The 15,593-nt window shown below is 62.1% G+C and carries 17 protein-coding genes; 8 read left to right on the forward strand and 9 right to left on the reverse strand.

What is annotated here, in order from left to right; genetic code table 11:
* Nucleotides 1–32: 32 nt before the first annotated feature.
* The 5 genes from ABD927_RS05490 to ABD927_RS05510 all read right to left on the reverse strand — a co-directional run bounded on the left by ABD927_RS05490 (nucleotide 33) and on the right by ABD927_RS05510 (nucleotide 4,391).
* On the reverse strand, nucleotides 33–971 hold the full coding sequence (locus ABD927_RS05490) for a D-2-hydroxyacid dehydrogenase family protein (RefSeq protein ID WP_345247145.1): 939 nt from the start codon (nucleotides 969–971) through the stop codon (nucleotides 33–35).
* A gap of 82 nt (nucleotides 972–1,053) precedes the next feature.
* A complete protein-coding gene (locus tag ABD927_RS05495; protein WP_345247147.1) occupies nucleotides 1,054–2,031 on the reverse strand; it encodes a Bug family tripartite tricarboxylate transporter substrate binding protein in 978 nt (325 codons plus the stop codon).
* Nucleotides 2,032–2,085: 54 nt separating this feature from the next.
* Nucleotides 2,086–2,916 carry an amidohydrolase family protein gene (locus ABD927_RS05500; protein WP_345247149.1) on the reverse strand — a complete coding sequence of 277 codons (831 nt, stop codon included), beginning with the start codon at nucleotides 2,914–2,916 and terminating at the stop codon, nucleotides 2,086–2,088.
* A gap of 31 nt (nucleotides 2,917–2,947) precedes the next feature.
* Nucleotides 2,948–3,676: a GntR family transcriptional regulator gene (locus ABD927_RS05505; protein WP_345247151.1), complete on the reverse strand. Its 729-nt coding sequence runs from the start codon at nucleotides 3,674–3,676 to the stop codon at nucleotides 2,948–2,950.
* 19 nt (nucleotides 3,677–3,695) lie between these two features.
* Nucleotides 3,696–4,391, reverse strand: coding sequence for an RraA family protein (locus ABD927_RS05510; RefSeq protein ID WP_345247153.1), 696 nt, complete (start codon nucleotides 4,389–4,391; stop codon nucleotides 3,696–3,698).
* Nucleotides 4,392–4,620: 229 nt separating this feature from the next.
* Here ABD927_RS05510 and ABD927_RS05515 point away from each other — a divergent pair, with 229 nt between their 5' ends.
* The 8 genes from ABD927_RS05515 to ABD927_RS05550 are packed head-to-tail and all read left to right on the forward strand — an operon-like array spanning nucleotide 4,621 to nucleotide 12,041.
* Entirely contained in the window at nucleotides 4,621–5,106 is a 486-nt protein-coding gene (locus ABD927_RS05515; RefSeq protein ID WP_345247155.1) for an FAS1-like dehydratase domain-containing protein, read from the forward strand.
* Nucleotides 5,103–5,546, forward strand: coding sequence for a MaoC/PaaZ C-terminal domain-containing protein (locus tag ABD927_RS05520; RefSeq protein WP_345247157.1), 444 nt, complete (start codon nucleotides 5,103–5,105; stop codon nucleotides 5,544–5,546). Before ABD927_RS05515 ends, ABD927_RS05520 begins: the two co-directional genes overlap by 4 nt.
* A 13-nt stretch (nucleotides 5,547–5,559) precedes the next feature.
* Nucleotides 5,560–6,732, forward strand: a complete 1,173-nt coding sequence (locus ABD927_RS05525; RefSeq protein WP_345247159.1) for an acyl-CoA dehydrogenase family protein — start codon at nucleotides 5,560–5,562, stop codon at nucleotides 6,730–6,732.
* A 23-nt stretch (nucleotides 6,733–6,755) separates the two neighbouring features.
* Nucleotides 6,756–7,814, forward strand: coding sequence for an acyl-CoA dehydrogenase family protein (locus ABD927_RS05530; RefSeq protein ID WP_345247161.1), 1,059 nt, complete (start codon nucleotides 6,756–6,758; stop codon nucleotides 7,812–7,814).
* A complete protein-coding gene (locus ABD927_RS05535; RefSeq protein ID WP_345247163.1) occupies nucleotides 7,811–8,269 on the forward strand; it encodes a Zn-ribbon domain-containing OB-fold protein in 459 nt (152 codons plus the stop codon). The genes ABD927_RS05530 and ABD927_RS05535 overlap by 4 nt, the downstream gene beginning before the upstream one ends.
* Nucleotides 8,266–9,462, forward strand: coding sequence for a thiolase C-terminal domain-containing protein (locus ABD927_RS05540; RefSeq protein ID WP_345247165.1), 1,197 nt, complete (start codon nucleotides 8,266–8,268; stop codon nucleotides 9,460–9,462). The genes ABD927_RS05535 and ABD927_RS05540 overlap by 4 nt, the downstream gene beginning before the upstream one ends.
* Before the next feature lie 26 nt (nucleotides 9,463–9,488).
* Nucleotides 9,489–10,679 (forward strand): CaiB/BaiF CoA transferase family protein, encoded by a 1,191-nt coding sequence (locus ABD927_RS05545; RefSeq protein WP_345247167.1) that lies wholly within the window; start codon nucleotides 9,489–9,491, stop codon nucleotides 10,677–10,679.
* 15 nt (nucleotides 10,680–10,694) lie between these two features.
* Entirely contained in the window at nucleotides 10,695–12,041 is a 1,347-nt protein-coding gene (locus ABD927_RS05550) for an MmgE/PrpD family protein (protein WP_345247169.1), read from the forward strand.
* A gap of 245 nt (nucleotides 12,042–12,286) precedes the next feature.
* Here ABD927_RS05550 and ABD927_RS05555 read toward each other — a convergent pair whose 3' ends face one another.
* The 4 genes from ABD927_RS05555 to ABD927_RS05570 form a co-directional block, all read right to left on the reverse strand.
* Entirely contained in the window at nucleotides 12,287–13,141 is an 855-nt protein-coding gene (locus ABD927_RS05555) for a hypothetical protein (protein WP_086071365.1), read from the reverse strand.
* Between the two features lie 15 nt (nucleotides 13,142–13,156).
* Entirely contained in the window at nucleotides 13,157–13,801 is a 645-nt protein-coding gene (locus ABD927_RS05560; RefSeq protein ID WP_086073471.1) for a transcriptional regulator, read from the reverse strand.
* 14 nt (nucleotides 13,802–13,815) lie between these two features.
* Nucleotides 13,816–14,616, reverse strand: a complete 801-nt coding sequence (locus ABD927_RS05565; protein ID WP_232467736.1) for a TIGR04255 family protein — start codon at nucleotides 14,614–14,616, stop codon at nucleotides 13,816–13,818.
* Nucleotides 14,617–14,738: 122 nt separating this feature from the next.
* The gene (locus tag ABD927_RS05570; protein ID WP_086071363.1) at nucleotides 14,739–15,158 is read right to left on the reverse strand and encodes a helix-turn-helix domain-containing protein; all 420 of its coding nucleotides are present in this window, start codon (nucleotides 15,156–15,158) and stop codon (nucleotides 14,739–14,741) included.
* Nucleotides 15,159–15,593: the final 435 nt, after the last annotated feature.

Raw genomic sequence — 15,593 nt, forward strand, 5'->3', positions numbered from 1 at the left:
GGATATCGAATCGTTCTGCCGACTCGGAGGCATCAGCCTCTGGCCGCGATCCATTCCTGGATCGCGGCCAGGGAATTTCGGTAGTAGTGCTCGAGATTTTCCATGTTCACGTAGCCCAGATGGGGGGTCAACGTGACATTGGGAAGGCTCCGCAGGCGGTCGTGGCGCGGCAGCGGCTCGACCGGGAAGACATCCAGGCCCGCTCCCCCGATGCGCCGCTCCCGCAGGGCAGCATACAAGGCCTCGTGATCGACCAGGCCGGCCCGCGAGGTATTTACCAGGAAAGCGCCCGGTTTCATCCATCCGATGGCCGTCGCGTCGACCAAATGGCGGGTGCTTTCCGCCAGCACCATGTGGATGCTGATGGCGTCGCAGGTGGAGAACAGCGTCTGCTTGTCCACCCATGCGAAGCCCGCATCGGCGGCACGCTGGACATCCAGGTTCGGACTCCATGCGACGACCTCCATGTCGAAGGCCTTGCCGACCCTTCCCACCGCCTTTCCCAGGGGGCCGAGGCCGACCACGCCTAGCCGCTTGCCAGCCAGCCTCACGGGTATGCCAGTCTGCCAATGGCCGCGCCGCATGGACGCGTCTTCGAGGGTGAGGTTCTTGAACAGCGCCAGAAGGTGGGCCCAGGCCAGCTCGGCCGTCGCATGGGCCGATACTGCATGCCCTAGCGCGAATTTCAGGGTCACGCCGTTGTCCGCGCATGCCTGGGCGTCGATGGCCAGGTTGCGCTTGCCCGTGCTGACGAGCAAGCGCAGCCTGGGCAGGGCCTCGATCACGGCACGCGGAAACCTCGTTCGCTCGCGCATGGCCACGATGACGTCGAACGGTTGCAGCTCTGCCACCAGGCCCGGGCCGTCGATATGCTCCGTAAAGACCTGTACTGACGTTGCGCTTCCGAGCACGGACCAGTCCACGAGCTGGCGCGACAGGCCGTGGTAGTCGTCAAGAATCGCTATATGCATTTCCCGCTCTCAGTACCGGGACGAGCCTGATCAATGCCATTCCGGACGCAAAGGCCGCCGTGCGCGCCTGGAATGAGCAGCGCTATTCGTTTGCGGTCAGGCCGGTTGCCTTGACGGCCGCCGCCCATTTGAGAAGTTCGTCGTGGATACGTTGGCCAAACGCTTCCGGCGTCGAACCGGCGGGTTCGAGTCCGTTGTTGCTTAGAACATTGATGAATTCGGGATCGCTTTTTAGCGCGCGGTTGATTTCATTGTTCAGCCGGGCCACGATTTGCTTGTCCATGCCCGCGGGGCCAAGCAGACCGTACCAGGTCGCTATGTCGTAGTCCTTGAAGCCGGACTCGATCATGGTCGGCACATCGGGGAGCGACGGCAGACGCGTCGCGGTGGTCACCGCCAACGGGCGCAGTTTGCCAGTGCGGATATTGGTTACGGACGACAGCATGTTGTTGAACATGAAGGAAACATGCCCGGCGATCAAATCGACGGTCGCTGGTGCTCCGCCCTTGTAGGGAATGGTGGTGAAGTTGACGCCGGATTCCGCCTTGAACATTTCGCCGGCCAAGTGCGGCAAACTGCCAAGATCCATTGCCGCATAACTGGGAGGAGCAGGCTGCTTCTTCGAGTAATCGATCAGTTCCTGCACCGAGTTGACTGGCAGAGCGGTCGGCACGACAAGCACGAAGCCACCCGTGGCGACCAGATTGATGGGCGTAAAGTCGCGCTCCGTATCGTATTTCATGTGCTTGTTCACGGCCGGACTGATCACGTGGGTCGCCGGTACCATCAGCAGCGTATAGCCGTCGGGTTTCGCGCGCGCGACGGCCTGAGCGGCGATCATGCCGGCCGCCCCGGGGCGATTCTCGACGATGAACGGCTGGCCGAGGGCCTCGTTAAGTTTCTTGGCAACGATTCTGGCCACGGCGTCGGTTGGGCCGGAGGCCGCATTACCTACCAGGATCTGCACGGGTCTTGCAGGGTATGCTTGCTCTTGAGCAAATGCGGAAGATCCCAGGACACCAAGGCCGCAGGCGGCAATAGTCGTTAAGACGCGTTTCATATCTCTTGTCTCCTTGATTATTCAATGGCTGCAATGCAAGGACGAGGAAAATCTTCAGATTTTCCAGCCACACCAGTGCGCAGCGGACTTTCCCATTATCCAATCCACGTCTTGCCGCGTGAGAAAGGCCAGTCCTTCTGTGAACAGCCGGATGTTTTGCTCGTACGGAACCGTCAACCGGGTGAAATCGCTGCCCCACAACATCCGCTGCGCGCCGAATGCCTCGTATATTTTCCGAATCGGCTCATGGAGAACGGGAAACGGGTAAGGCTGGCTTGAAAAACACGGAAGGGACGAAACCTTGACCGATACATTGGCGTAATCCGCGAGCGCCAGCGTGTCGTCCAGGTCGGCCCAGGCCGCCTCATCCTGCTGGCCGCGCGGGTCGCGTGCCGAATGATCCAGGATGATGCGCAGTCCGGGATGGCGGCCGAGGAGCGGATGGATATCCTTGCCCCGGCCGGCAAGGAATACCTTCAGTGGCATCTGCGTACGTTCGCATTCCGCCCAAAACCAGTCGTGGCGGGGGTCGTTGGCCAAGGCCAACCCCTTGTCGTCGTTCAGCATCATGCGGATGCCGAGCATGCCTGGCTCGTCGAGCCAGGATGCCAACCGTTGCCTGGCATCGGCCGCGGTGATGTCGAGCCGGCCTATGACGGCGAAGCGATCGGGGTGCTGCCTGGCGGCCTCAAGCGCATAGCTGTTGTCAAAACCGACCCAACTGGGCGGCACGAGTATCGCCCGGCTCACTTCATGCTCATCGAGCAGCGCGAGCGCCTGTTCAATCGAATAAGCTTCGCCTTGGCGGCTGATTGCTCCAGGCGGCCAGGGCCGGTCCGGCGTATTCGGCAGCCAGACGTGGATTTGAGAATCGATGAGTTGCATGTTGCTCCAGTATTGAATACTGTGGTGCCAGCTAACGCGTTTCGATATCCATTGAATAGGTAAAGCGGCTGGATACGCTGATGGTGTTGGAGATTTCTATCGGGTCACCGGAAGCATTCAAATAATGCCTAATGATCTGCAATACCGGAGCCCCCTTCTCCAGGCCAAGCAGCGACTCCATCTGCGCCGGCACCGGAACAGCGGAGATCGTTTGCTTGAGCGATGCAACCCGTTCGCCGTGCATTTCTTCGACCAAGGAATAAATTGGCCCCGAGCGCTTGCCGACACGGTCGGCAATGTCGGCGAACGCCGGATTTACGTGCAGTTGCACCAGTGAAATCGGATCCTTGCTCTTGGGCACCAAGCGCAAGCCCTCGAGCAGAAGCCATGGCTTGCCGAAATTGGGCAGCGGTATGTCCGCCTCCGAGGGCTCTATAAGGATTTTTCGCAAGATCTTGAAACCCGTGGACCGGGTGAACTGTGAAATCTCTGCCAGCGATCCCAGTGAAAGCAGCAGTCGCTCGGACATATGCGACCGTTCCACTCGAGTCCCGACCCCGTGTTCGGGCGAGACCAAGCCTTTCTGGTTCAAGCGGCTCAGTGCATTTCGCACCGTAAACCGGCTGACTTTGAACATGTCGCACAAGTCGGATTCCGTCGGCAAGCAACTGCCGACCTGATAAATACCGTTCTGGATTTGCTGCGCCAATTCGTCAGCGACTTGGATATAGCGCGGTGTGACCACAATGAACCCTGTCAAATGACCTGTCGGAAAGTCATTAAACCACCCGACGAACGTGCTTGGCGCGATCGAACGCGCTGAATACCTCCCCCGGGTCCTGGCCGGTAGCCAGCCGGCGGCCGATTTCGGCTTCGATATCGGCCAGCTGTTGCGCGTCTTCGGCAACCGTTTGCACGCAGGCCTCGGGGATGACGATGACACCGTCTCCGTCGGCCACGATGAAATCGCCCGGGTTCACGGTGACATACGACGAAGATTGGCCTTTGAGTTTCAAAGGGACTTCCAGCTCGGTCATCAGCCATTGGCCTCCCGAGCTCAAAGGGGTGGTGAAACGTCCGAAAACCGGCATTCCCAACCCGGCCATCGCTTCGCGGTCACGGATTCCGCCGTCGGTCACGATGCCGGCGCATTGCCTGACCGCGAACCCGTGCGCGATGTTGTCCCCGAACATCACCGCGTCTTCATAGCCGCCGCTTTCCACGACCACCACAGCGCCGGCCTGGACGCGACGGTACATCTCGAACCGCGGATTGGCTGACGAACGCTTGGGCACGCCGCCAAGGATTCGTTCACCGCGCACGCAGAACGCGGGGCCAACCACCATCGGGCCGGGGACCAGCTTTTGAATGCTGTGATGCAGCACCTGGTGCGGCGCGCCCGCGGTGCGCAGGACATCGCTGATCAACGCGGTAGAGACCCTGGAAAGCCTGCTCACCCACTCTTGGTGTGACATGTTTGCCGTCGTTCCTTGTTGTACGTACAACTCGGATGATATACAAACACAGTCATACGGACAACAAAAATTTCTACCCCTCAAGAACCGAGCACTTTCGGTGGTATCTATGTAGTCTCTCTACGTGGCGCATACAAAGCTTTGCGTTAGTTGTACGGACCTATATTGAAGTTTCTCTTTTAAGTTGTCCGTACCAGTGATATGCTGGCGGGCGATAACGGAGGAGACAATGAAGCCAGCGGTTGAAGCGGAAAGAATGAGAACGGCGATGACTCAAGCCGTCGGCCGGCTCGCGGCGCGATGCGGCGAATTGCTCAGCAGCTGGGGGCCGGTCGCAGTGGATCCCATTATCGTGGAACGGTTCCGGGAGGCAATAGGCTGGCCTGGCGACACGACGTCCACGGCAGTACCACCTACCATCCTCATACACCTGAAGGAAGTTCGGGTGAACGTACATCAGGATGAGCGCCCACGAGAGGTCATCGACGACACCTTGGTCAATCCCGTGAATGGCGGCACTCGCTATGAATGGATGCGGCTGATCGAAGTGGGCGAAACCATCAAGGGCCAGGTGCGGCTGCATGCCGCCACCATGCGCGAGGGCAGATCGGGGCCGTTGGCGATCATCGTTACCGAAACGCGCTATCTGGATGCCCGCGACCAAGTCGTTGCGCGCATGGAAAAGACGATGGTCTACCGGGGGGCGGCGTCATGAGCGACAAGCGCCTTGATCTGTCCGCAGCCCGGTCGCTCAAGGCCGGCGAGGTCATGCGCCGGCTGGCACTGCCTCCGGTGACGATGACGCAGATCGTCTATTACTGCGCGGCCGCGCGCATCACCGACCCCATCCACTTCGACCGTGACTACGCACGAACCCACGGCTTCCCGGATGCCATCGTCAACGGCTCGCTGCGCGTTGCGTGGCTGGCCCAGATTCTGTGCGACCTGGTGGCATCGCCCAACCGGCTGGCAGACCTGCGGTGCACGCACAGCGGTCTGTTGCGCCTGGGACAGCCCGCGCAGATCGAGGCCCGCGCAAGTGGCGGACTCGAGGCTTGCGAGGGAGGATGGCTGCTGCCATGCGAAGCGGAAACCACGGTCGACTCGAAAGTGCTGGATCGCGCCGAGGGAAAACTGTTCTTCAAACAAATCTGATCGCGAGACACCCATGAATGGACAAGAGGCCATGACCTGCCTGCCGTTTCAGTTCACCCCTGAACAGGTCGAATTCCAGCGCGAGGTTGCGGCGTATTTCCGGGACGAGGCCCGGCCCGAGTGGTACAGCCTGGATCCGGAGTCGGAAGCGTATCGCGCGCTAGGCCGGGAAATGGACCGCAAGCTGATCGAAAAGGGCTGGTACAACCTGCACTGGCCGAAGGAGTACGGCGGAGACGGCGACCCGTTCCGCTACGGCATCCTGCGCGAAATGAGCGGCTATTTTCGCGTCCCGACCCAGGGCGGACATGGCCGCTATATCGTCGGGCCGGCCATCATGGCCGTAGGCACCGAGGAGCAAAAGAAGCGTTACCTGCCGAAGCTGGCGAAGGGCGAACTGGTGATGTCTCTGGGCTTCACCGAGCCCAACGCCGGGAGCGACCTTGCCGCGCTGCAGACCAAGGCCGAGCTCGACGGCGACCACTACGTCGTCAACGGCAGCAAGCTCTATATCACCTACGGCACCTATGCCAACGCCATGTTCCTGGCCGCGCGCACCGACCTCTCGGCGCCACGCTACAAGAACATGAGCCTGTTTCTGCTGGACATGACCCTGCCAGGCATCACCAGCAGTCCGCTCGAATGCCTGAACGGCCATGTCGTCACCGAAGTGCATTTCGACAACGTCCGCATCCCGAAGGACTGCCTGATCGGGGAGCTCAACCGGGGCTTCTATCACATGGCGCTGGCGCTGAACTACGAGCGCGCCGGCGTCGATCGGCCTGCGCTGTACATGGCCCATCTCGAAGACCTTGCCGAGTACTGCCGGCAGAATGGACTGTGGGAACGGCCCCGCGTGCGCCAGCTCATAGGCGCGCTGGCCGCGCAGCTGCAAGCCTGGCGCATGGTTGGCTGGCGCGTCGTGTACCTGCAGTCGCAGGGCAGGATGCCGACCTGGGAAGCCTCGATGTCGCAGTTCTATCGCAAGGAGGTCAACCCGCCGTTCGGCCGCGCGATCCTGGAGATCCTCGGCCCTCGGGCCTTGATCGAGCGCGGCGATCCCGAGTCGGTGCTTTATGGCCGCTCGGAATGGTACCTGCGAGAAGGCTTCGACAACCACGGCCAGGGCGGCCGCTTCGTGACGCGCAACGTCATCGCGCGCCGAGGCCTGGACCTGCCGAAATAACCAATGAACAGAGTCTCCTGACCATGCATATTGAAATCAGCGATACCCAAGAGATGCTGCGCGATTCCGCGCGGGACTTCTTCCGCGGCAATCCCAAGCTCGTGTCCGCGGAAAGCCGCGCCGCGGCCTGGAAACAGTTCGCGGATCTGGGCTGGCTCGGCGTGGCGGTACCCGAGACGCTCGGCGGCGTCGGCGGCTCCCTGCTCGACGCCGGCGTGCTTGCCGCCGAAATGGGACGCGGCGGCGCGTTTTCCGGCTTTGCCGAGACCGTGGCGATCAGCTACGCGCTGGCCGAGCACGCCGATGAATTGAACGATGCCGGCAGGGCATTGTTCGCCGACGTGATCGAAGGCAAGGTCGGATTGGGGTTCCCGATGTCCTTGCAAGCCGAAGATCCTTTGTCGCACCAGGCATGGGGCCAGGCCGAGAGCAAGCGCCTGGTGTTCTCTTCGTTCGCACCGAAGACGCTGATCGCCTCGCTGGTCGACGGCAGATTCGTCTTGGCCGACGGCCGCGATGCCCAGGCGCGCGAAATCGCGACCACGGCCCGCGGCGACGTCCGGCTGTTGACCACGCTGACGCCCGGCGGGCTTTCTCCTCTGGCCGATGGCGTGGACGGCGCCCGCCTTTGGCGGCGCGCGCGACTGATCTATCAGTGCCTGGCCGGAATGCAGTTGGCAGGCGCGGGCCGGACCCTGGTGGATGTCGCGATCGATTATTCGCGGGTGCGGGCCCAGTTCGGCAAGCTCATCGGCAGTTTCCAGGCGGTGCAGCACGCGATCGTCGACGAATTCTCGGCGATCGATGGCGCGGAGCTCGCATTGTGCCGGGCGCTTTCCGCGATCGCGGAGCCGGGCGGCGACGCCCTGGCCGGGCCTGCCGCGGTGGCATTCGCGCGCGAGGCGGTCTGGACTGCGCTGATGAAATCCTACGACGTGCTCGGCGGCGTGGGTTTCATGGAGGAGCACCCCATCAGCAGATTCACCCGCGACATTCTTCCGGTATTGGCCAGCCTGGGCACGGCCGAGACCTGCGAATCCGCCGTGGCTCAAACCGTACGCAAAGGATGCTGGCTCTCATGAACGAACGGACCAAAATCGCCGATAAGCCTCCCTACAACAAGCCGCTGCCGACCCCCTCGGCGATGGCCAGGCCGTTCTGGGACGCGCTGCGCAATGGCGAACTGCGCCTGCAGCATTGCCCCGCGTGCGGGCACTTCAATCATCCGCCCAGGCTGCTGTGCTCGAAGTGCCACAACCGCGACCTGAAATGGGACAAGGTCGAACCCAGCGGAACGGTCTACAGCTACACCATCGTGCACCGCCCGCCCTTCCCCGTCTTCAAGGAAGACGTGCCCTACGCGGTGGGGCTCGTCGATATCGACGGCACCGATGTCCGCATGCTTGGCAGCCTGCTCGCGCCGCTCGACGCCATCTCGGTTGGCATGAGAGTCAAGGTGATCTTCGACGACGTGACCGACGATTTCACATTGTTCCGGTTCCAGTCCATGGACGCCACCGCGGGAGCGCAATCATGAATGCAATCGATACCTGCGCGGTTGACGTCGCCGATACCCGCCGCCTGTTGCGCAAGGCCGCGATCGCCGGCGTGTACACCACTGAAGTCGGCAACCTGACCGGGCGTACCGCCGACGACCTGATTCTGGAGGCCATCAGCGGCGCGGCGGCGGATTCGGGGCTGACCCTGCACGACATCGACGGCATCGTCGGCGGCCGCAGCCCGACTCCCAGCGCAGCTTCCGCCTTCCCCGGCTATTGGTCGGAGATGCTCGGGCATTCGATTCGCTATCACACGACGCCCGATGTCGCCTCGGGCGGCCATTGCGGAAATATCCTGCATGCCGCGCTGGCGGTCGCCTGCGGATTGGCGAACAACGTCGCCGTGATCGGTGGCGGCCATCGAGGCGGCGACCGCAAGGCTGCGGTGGAGAAAATGGCGTCGGCCCATGGCGAGTTCGACACCTCCTGGGGCACGCTCGTGCCGTCCTGGTTCGCCCTGGTGGCGCGCCGCCATATGCACGAATTCGGCACGACCTCGGAGCAGTTGGCCGAAATCGCGGTTTCCACGCGCAAGTGGGCCAGCATGCATCCGCAGGCGATGATGAAGGATCCCATCACCATCGACGACGTGATCAACTCGCGCATGATCTCCGACCCCTTGCATTTGCTGGATTGCTGCCTGTCCAGCGACGGCGCGGGCGCGATGATCATCTCGCGCGCCGCACAGGTGGCCGATGGTCCGAAGAAGCCTGTCTACGTGCTTGGCGGGGCCGAGGACTACAGCTTCCGCGGCTATGTCAGCGTCTGCCACGATTGGCTCAAGTCCGGCGCGCTCGAGACAGGGCGGCGTGCGATGGAAATGGCCGGCGTCAAGCATTCGGAATTCGACATGCTCGGCTTGTACGACTGCTTCACCATTACCGTACTGCGCACCCTGGAGGACCTGGGCTTCTGCAAGGTGGGCGAGGGGGGCGACTTCGTCAGCGGCGGCCGGCTCGCCCCGGGCGGCGCGTTGCCGACGAACACGCACGGTGGCGGGCTGTCCTGGGGGCACAACTATTCGGGTCTGGCCCACGCCATTGAAATCACGCGCCAGATGCGGGGCGAGGCCGGGCCTCGCCAGGTGAAGGACGTGGAACTCGCCCTGGCGCATAGCCAAGGCGGGCCGCTGGCCCTGCACAGCACCGTGGTGCTGTCCTCGGTGCTGTAACGGTAAACGGAAAGGCAGGCGACCAAATGGAATTGCTGAAAGGAATTCGCGTCCTCGATCTGAGCCGGTATGTGTCGGGGCCGAATTGCACGATGATTCTGGGCGATCTTGGCGCGGATGTGATCAAGATCGAACACCCCAAGACCGGCGACGGCACGCGGCGCTGGGGCATGGTGGGAATGGGGATGGACAACCCGTATTTCCTCTCGGTGAATCGCAGCAAGCGCTCCGTGGCGATCGACATGAAGCACCCGGAAGGCCGGAAACTTCTGAAAGAGCTGGCCAGCCACAGCGATGTCATGATCCATAACTCGAAGGCCGGATCGCTCGATGCGATCGGCCTGGGCTGGGACATTCTGCATGAGCTGAATCCACGCCTCGTGCTGTGCGAAATCACCGGCTATGGCGACACCGGTCCGAACCGCGATCGGCCCGCGTTCGACTTTCCCACGCAAGCCGAGTCAGGATTGATGAGCGTCATTGGCGAGCCCGACGGCACGCCGATGAAAGTCGGGGTGCCTATCCTGGACGTTGCAACGTCGCTGTTTGCCTGCAACGGCATCCAGGCGGCGCTGCTGCACCGGGAGCGCACCGGCCAGGGGACGCGCATCTCGACCTCTCTGCTGGAGTCGGCCCTTGCCTGCATGACCAACGTCATGAGCGACTACCTGGTCGGCGGCACGGAGCCCGTGCGCTGGGGCAACGGCCATCCAAACCTGGCGCCGTATGCGGCCTTCCGAGGCTCGGACGGCTGGTTCACCATCGGAGTGGCTACCGAAGGCCAATGGGCCAAGCTGTGCGACGTGATCGGGCGTCCGGATCTGGCCGTCGACGAGCGGTTCGCGGTCAATCAGTCCCGCTTGGCGCACCGCGATGCATTGAATTCGGTGCTGCAGCCGGAATTCGCCAAGGGCTCGCGCGAGCACTGGCTCGGCCGGATGAAAGCCAGCGGCATTCCCTGCGCGCCGATCAATACCGTGCCGCAGATCGTCGAGGATCCGCAGGTCCATGCGATTGGAATCATCGAAAAGACGGATCACCCTACCCTGGGCGGGATCCGCATGGTGCGATCGCCGATTTCGGTCAATCGAGAGGCTCTCCCGATCCGCCGCCCGCCGCCGACCTTCGGCCAGCACACCGAGGAAGTATTGACGGGCTTGCTCGGCTTGAGTCACGAACAGTTGGAGAATCTGCGCGCTGAAGGCGCGATCCGCTAACCCTTGGAGACAGGCATGACCCTCAGCCGGGATCTCATCCGAGTACTTTTGGAAAAGCGTGCGCACATCCCGTCGAAAATCCGCGCCAAAGGCTTGTTGCACATCATCGACAATCTGGGTATTGCGGTCGCTGCCTCGCGGCGCTCGAGCGTGGCGGCCCAGATGGTGAAGTCGCTCGGTTTTGGCGCCAATCGTGGCAACTGCCGTGTCTTCGGCCAACCGGATGGCGCCCCCCCGGTGCTGGCCGCCCTGGTGAATTCGGCCATGGCGCACAACCTTGACTACGACGACATCCACGATGTCGCGCGCATCCACCCGAGTTCGGTGACTTTGGCGGCATCGCTGGCGGCGGCGGAAATCGCACAATGCAAAGGGGATGCGGTCGTCGACGGCGTCATCCTGGGCAATGAACTGATGTGCCGGCTCGGGCGCACGATCACGCCTTTGGGAAAGGGGCCGGGCGCCGATTGGTTCCTGTCGCAGTTGTTCGGATATCTTGGCGCGGCGTTCGCGGCGGGGATGATTCTGGGCCTTTCCGAAGACGAGCTCGTTTCGGCGTTCGGCCTGGCCTATATGCAGATGGCAGGCGGCAAGGAGCCGGCCTTCACCATCGGCGCCAACTCGCGCGCCATCTATACCGGGTTCGCCGCGCAAGGCGGGCTGCAGGCTGCGATCCTGGCCAAGAGCGGCCTGCTGGGGCCGGCGTCGTCGCTCGATGGCGTGGCGGGCGTGTTTCCGCTCTACCTGGGCACCACTCCATCAGAGGAAGACATTCGCAAGTTGACGTCCCCCGAGGACTGGATATGGGAGGACACCGCGGTCAAGCCCTGGCCGTGCTGCCGCAGCGCGCATCCGTATGTCGCAGTCGCGCTGTCGCTGAAGAGGCGGATCGGCGACGTTCGCATCGGGCGCGCCTTGGTGGAGGTGAATGCCCGCGCAGGTTTCCTGTGCCGCCCACTGGATGAGCGGCGCCGCCCCACCACGCTGGCCGACGCCAAATACAGCATTCCATTCATGGTGGCTTTTGCGCTGGCCAAAGGACGGGTGGACATGCTGTCGCTGGAGGATGCGAGCATCGCGGACACGGCCGTTCTCGAGCTGGCCGAACGCGTCGAAATCGAGCAGTCTCTGCCCGACCTGCCTGGCCCGGCGCCGGCAAAGATCACGCTGACGCTGGCTGACGGTTCTATCGTCAGCGAACAGTTGAACGGAGGACTCGTGCTCGATCCGGAACAAGTACGCGAGAAATTCCTGAGTTGCATGGAATACGGCGGCTTGGGCCGGCACGCAGAAGCCTTGTGGGTCAGGCTGCAGAAACTGGACACCATGATGGCTTCGGAAATCGTGCCGGCCTTCGATTGATTTCCGTGGATCGGTGCTGTGGAGCGGGTGATGGGAACATCACGCCGCACTCAAATCGTTGATTGATAACGGGTTTATTCCGTTGGCGCTACGGATTCAGGCCAGATTATGTACCTGTAGCGAGCCCTCGGCAACTCGGCGTGCCCGCTACTGCCGCATTGGCCTACCCAGAGCCGTCAGACGCTGCCCTGTGCCAAATGCAAGAGCCCCCAGCCAATCCCAGGCTCATCCAGCCACCTCACGTCTCACGCAGGGGCAACGCCGTCCGGCAGGAAGCCACCATGTTCATCGTCATGCAGGCTGAGGTACTCAAGTCGCCATTGATCCACACGCCGAAGGTCGGCGAGGGTCATGTGTGTATCTGGGACTGGCTCGCAGGCGTCGAGGGCGATTTCCGTTGCCGCATCGGGAGGGCCGTACGCTTCGATGAAAAGCTCTCGCAATTGTTGTACTACGCTCTCGGCGGACTCACGCGCACCTGGCCCACCTTCGATGGCGTCATAGGCCACCGATATGGACAACGCATAGGGTTCACCATCAGAAGCCTCAATGCCCCGCTGCTCACCCAGATCGAAGAACAATCCCACCAGATGTCGGGCTTCGGGAGCGAGGATGCGGGCGATCCGGCTCTTGACGTCTCTCTTGCCGACACGCTTCGCAAGCCGGTTCTCGAAGGCGTTGGGGAACGCGGGCCGGCCATAGCGTGCCGCCAGCCATTGCTTCAGGGTGCGCTTCGATTCATCCGAAAGCGACGCCTCAAGAAACCGAGACGCACTCTGGCCAAACTCGACTCTCGGGATGGATCTCTTCTCTGCATGCCGCAACTCCAGCACCATCGAGCCTCCATCCGCCTTGTCATACGCAAGATGCAGCCGCCGGGGGTTCTTGGCATGGGACAGTTGCGGATCCCCACGGGCATCGCCGATCAAGTCCGCCACGATGACCTCAATGCAGGGTTCGTGCGGGTGGGGGATGTCACAGTCGTGGGAGATCACGACAGCGAAACGGCCATCCTCCAGTGACTCGACCAATCCCAGTTGCAGCGATCCATCGCTGGTCAGCAAATCTCCCTGCCGCCATGACGTCTCCCGGTCCAGCATCGCGCGATCCCCGAATCACTGCTCGGGATAGCCAGGAATGGAAGCAGCGGAACGCCAATCATCCGTTGGCGCGGCCTTGCTCTTGGCCAGTCCCGACCTTTCGTATGCCGCATCCATGGCCTGAGCCTCTGAGATCAGCGTTTGGACATGCTCCATGACAGTCTGGTTTGCAGCGATGAGATCCAGGAGAGACCTGCCGTCAAACGCCTTCATCTTCAGCATCATTGGCCCCCGTTTGACGCCTGCTTCGCGAAAGGCGTCGGCCACTTGGCTGAGTGCCTGTATCCGAGCGAAGTTGTCCGCTTCTGGCGTCGACTCTCCCCCCAGCCATTTGTAGATCGCTTGCCGGGAAACGCCAAAGGTCCCGGCGAGATCGGCGATTGCTGGATTGAGCACCTCACGGATGTTGGCCAGATGCTCCGAAGCGCTTCGCAGATCGGGACGAGCTGCCTCCTCGCCATCCACCTCGATTTCGACGTGAATGGGAGTCCGCGCCTCCACCAGCCTGCGCCATTCCCCCGCCCGGGTCACATCGAACACGCTGCCAGTACCGCCAACCAACTGCGTGATCCCCATCAGGGCGAAGGCGGCCGTGGCCGCGACCCGAACGGGCACGATCGACGGCGAAGTCCTGATTGTTGGAAACGTCTCGGTGTACATGCGGGTCTCCAGTGCTACGCCCATGCCCGGCGCGCATGATCCGTGATGGTTGCCTTGAACACGGACTTGATCGGGGCATGCAACGAGCGCAGTTGTTCTTCGAGCTTGCCGAGGTCGATAGGCATGCGACCTTCGCAAAAATGGTCGGTATCGAGCACACCATGCTCGCGTGGCGCGGTCATGGCGAAACGCGGATTCAGTGCCAGCCCGTTCGGCAACATATCGGGAGGAAAACCAAGCTGCGCCGTTGCCCTGTATACCCTTGCAACCAAGGTTCCGCCGGGAACGAGTGGACCAACATCGGTCGAGAATACGGATTCGCTCATTGCGTGCCGGCGAACCGCGTCGAATCCCACCCCATGGACGCCACCGACAAGGTACTGTTCGACGGACTCCCCGTCTGCCGGCACCACCGCATCCAGGTAGCGCAACCCAAGCCGACCCACATGGTCAAGGCTGACTGCTTCATGCACGGCATCCAACCCCCGCAGTAATTCCGGAATGAATGTCTTGTGGGTGTCGTAATGCGTCGTATGAAACGTGATTGTCGAAGGGGACAGGATAAAGCCCGCAGATCGATCGCTCCTGGTCAGGAGCCAGGATACCGTTTGCTGGATCTTTGGTTCGGCTTGTTGTGCCTGGCCTGGCCCGGACACGACCAAGTGAGTGACCTGCTGCGGCTCGAACAAGGGGTACCCTTCACGACGCAGTCGATCTTGTATTTGGTCGACATACTTGACCATGGCCGCCACCGGATTGAAATGCGCCTGTGCCAGCGCGTAGTACACCGGCGCATTGGACATTCGTTCGCTCACAGGCCGCTCCATCTTCTCGGTTGACACTTCAGTTGCCAGTTTACACCATGGTTGACATCCATTCCAGGGGACTTGCTCAATGCGGCTGGATCAGGGGGACGCAAGCCAAGGAGAAGGCGCCGTCAAAAGCCTTCCAGTACGTCGACACTCCCGCTCGCGTCACCATCGCCGGCTCCCGAAGTTCGCCCAGCCGGCTGCCCTTGCCAGCGGGAAACGCTGCGCACCCGCTGTGGCAACGATTCCCGCACCAGTTCCATGCCAAGGGCGTCCTTCTCCAGGGTCATCGCCCTTGACAGGTCATCGAGCCGGCCCAGCATGTGCAGCGCGCGCAGGAAGGTGTGCAGCGCGGTGCCGGGATAGCCGTCTTCCATGCGCCTGACGGTGCTCAGGGACGTGCCGATGCGCTGAGCAAGGTCTTCCTGGCTCAGGCGGCGCATGCGCCGTGCCGCCGAGATGTCCTGCCCCAGGCGATGCAGCGCACGCGCGACGGGCTGCGGCATGGCTACCTGGGCACCGGAGCGCTTCTGACCGGAAGAGGACATAGCTTAAGCCTCAGATATGAACTTAATTCAGCAATAAGCATTCAAATTTGAATGCATAAGTATGGTCTGGTCAACAAGCCCAAGCTTGGAATCAGTAGGCCATGAAAAGGCTGGCTGCTCTCGGTCCGTTACCCTGCTTGCAGTTCTGGGGACCGCGCTACGCCATCGTGCTGTCCTGATCTTGCACGACGATCAGGCCACCAATGCCCAATGAGACCCGACAGGCAATCCCCTCGTCATCGCTAGTCCTGTCGTCGGAACCACCCAATCGCTCCTTCCCATGAGTGCGGAACCGGACTGTCATGCTTTGTCGATCTGTAGGCAGACCCCTCGGGTCTTGCCCGAAACCTGGTTGCACCCCGTCGAGGCGGCATCGCCACACCTGTTTCCGCCCGCACTGCGTCTGCTGATGGACCGTCGCTGTCTTGCACGCCG

This window comes from Pigmentiphaga soli (assembly GCF_039541095.1).
GTDB classification, from domain to species: domain Bacteria; phylum Pseudomonadota; class Gammaproteobacteria; order Burkholderiales; family Burkholderiaceae_B; genus Pigmentiphaga; species Pigmentiphaga soli.

What these genes read in the sequence shown, in the direction of transcription:
- ABD927_RS05490 (WP_345247145.1), bottom strand. Translation starts at nt 971, where the DNA reads ATGCATATAGCGATTCTTGACGACTACCACGGCCTGTCGCGCCAGCTC.
- ABD927_RS05495 (WP_345247147.1), bottom strand. Translation starts at nt 2,031, where the DNA reads ATGAAACGCGTCTTAACGACTATTGCCGCCTGCGGCCTTGGTGTCCTG.
- ABD927_RS05500 (WP_345247149.1), bottom strand. Translation starts at nt 2,916, where the DNA reads ATGCAACTCATCGATTCTCAAATCCACGTCTGGCTGCCGAATACGCCG.
- ABD927_RS05510 (WP_345247153.1), bottom strand. Translation starts at nt 4,391, where the DNA reads ATGTCACACCAAGAGTGGGTGAGCAGGCTTTCCAGGGTCTCTACCGCG.
- ABD927_RS05515 (WP_345247155.1), top strand. Translation starts at nt 4,621, where the DNA reads ATGAAGCCAGCGGTTGAAGCGGAAAGAATGAGAACGGCGATGACTCAA.
- ABD927_RS05520 (WP_345247157.1), top strand. Translation starts at nt 5,103, where the DNA reads ATGAGCGACAAGCGCCTTGATCTGTCCGCAGCCCGGTCGCTCAAGGCC.
- ABD927_RS05525 (WP_345247159.1), top strand. Translation starts at nt 5,560, where the DNA reads ATGAATGGACAAGAGGCCATGACCTGCCTGCCGTTTCAGTTCACCCCT.
- ABD927_RS05530 (WP_345247161.1), top strand. Translation starts at nt 6,756, where the DNA reads ATGCATATTGAAATCAGCGATACCCAAGAGATGCTGCGCGATTCCGCG.
- ABD927_RS05535 (WP_345247163.1), top strand. Translation starts at nt 7,811, where the DNA reads ATGAACGAACGGACCAAAATCGCCGATAAGCCTCCCTACAACAAGCCG.
- ABD927_RS05540 (WP_345247165.1), top strand. Translation starts at nt 8,266, where the DNA reads ATGAATGCAATCGATACCTGCGCGGTTGACGTCGCCGATACCCGCCGC.
- ABD927_RS05545 (WP_345247167.1), top strand. Translation starts at nt 9,489, where the DNA reads ATGGAATTGCTGAAAGGAATTCGCGTCCTCGATCTGAGCCGGTATGTG.
- ABD927_RS05550 (WP_345247169.1), top strand. Translation starts at nt 10,695, where the DNA reads ATGACCCTCAGCCGGGATCTCATCCGAGTACTTTTGGAAAAGCGTGCG.
- ABD927_RS05555 (WP_086071365.1), bottom strand. Translation starts at nt 13,141, where the DNA reads ATGCTGGACCGGGAGACGTCATGGCGGCAGGGAGATTTGCTGACCAGC.
- ABD927_RS05560 (WP_086073471.1), bottom strand. Translation starts at nt 13,801, where the DNA reads ATGTACACCGAGACGTTTCCAACAATCAGGACTTCGCCGTCGATCGTG.
- ABD927_RS05570 (WP_086071363.1), bottom strand. Translation starts at nt 15,158, where the DNA reads ATGTCCTCTTCCGGTCAGAAGCGCTCCGGTGCCCAGGTAGCCATGCCG.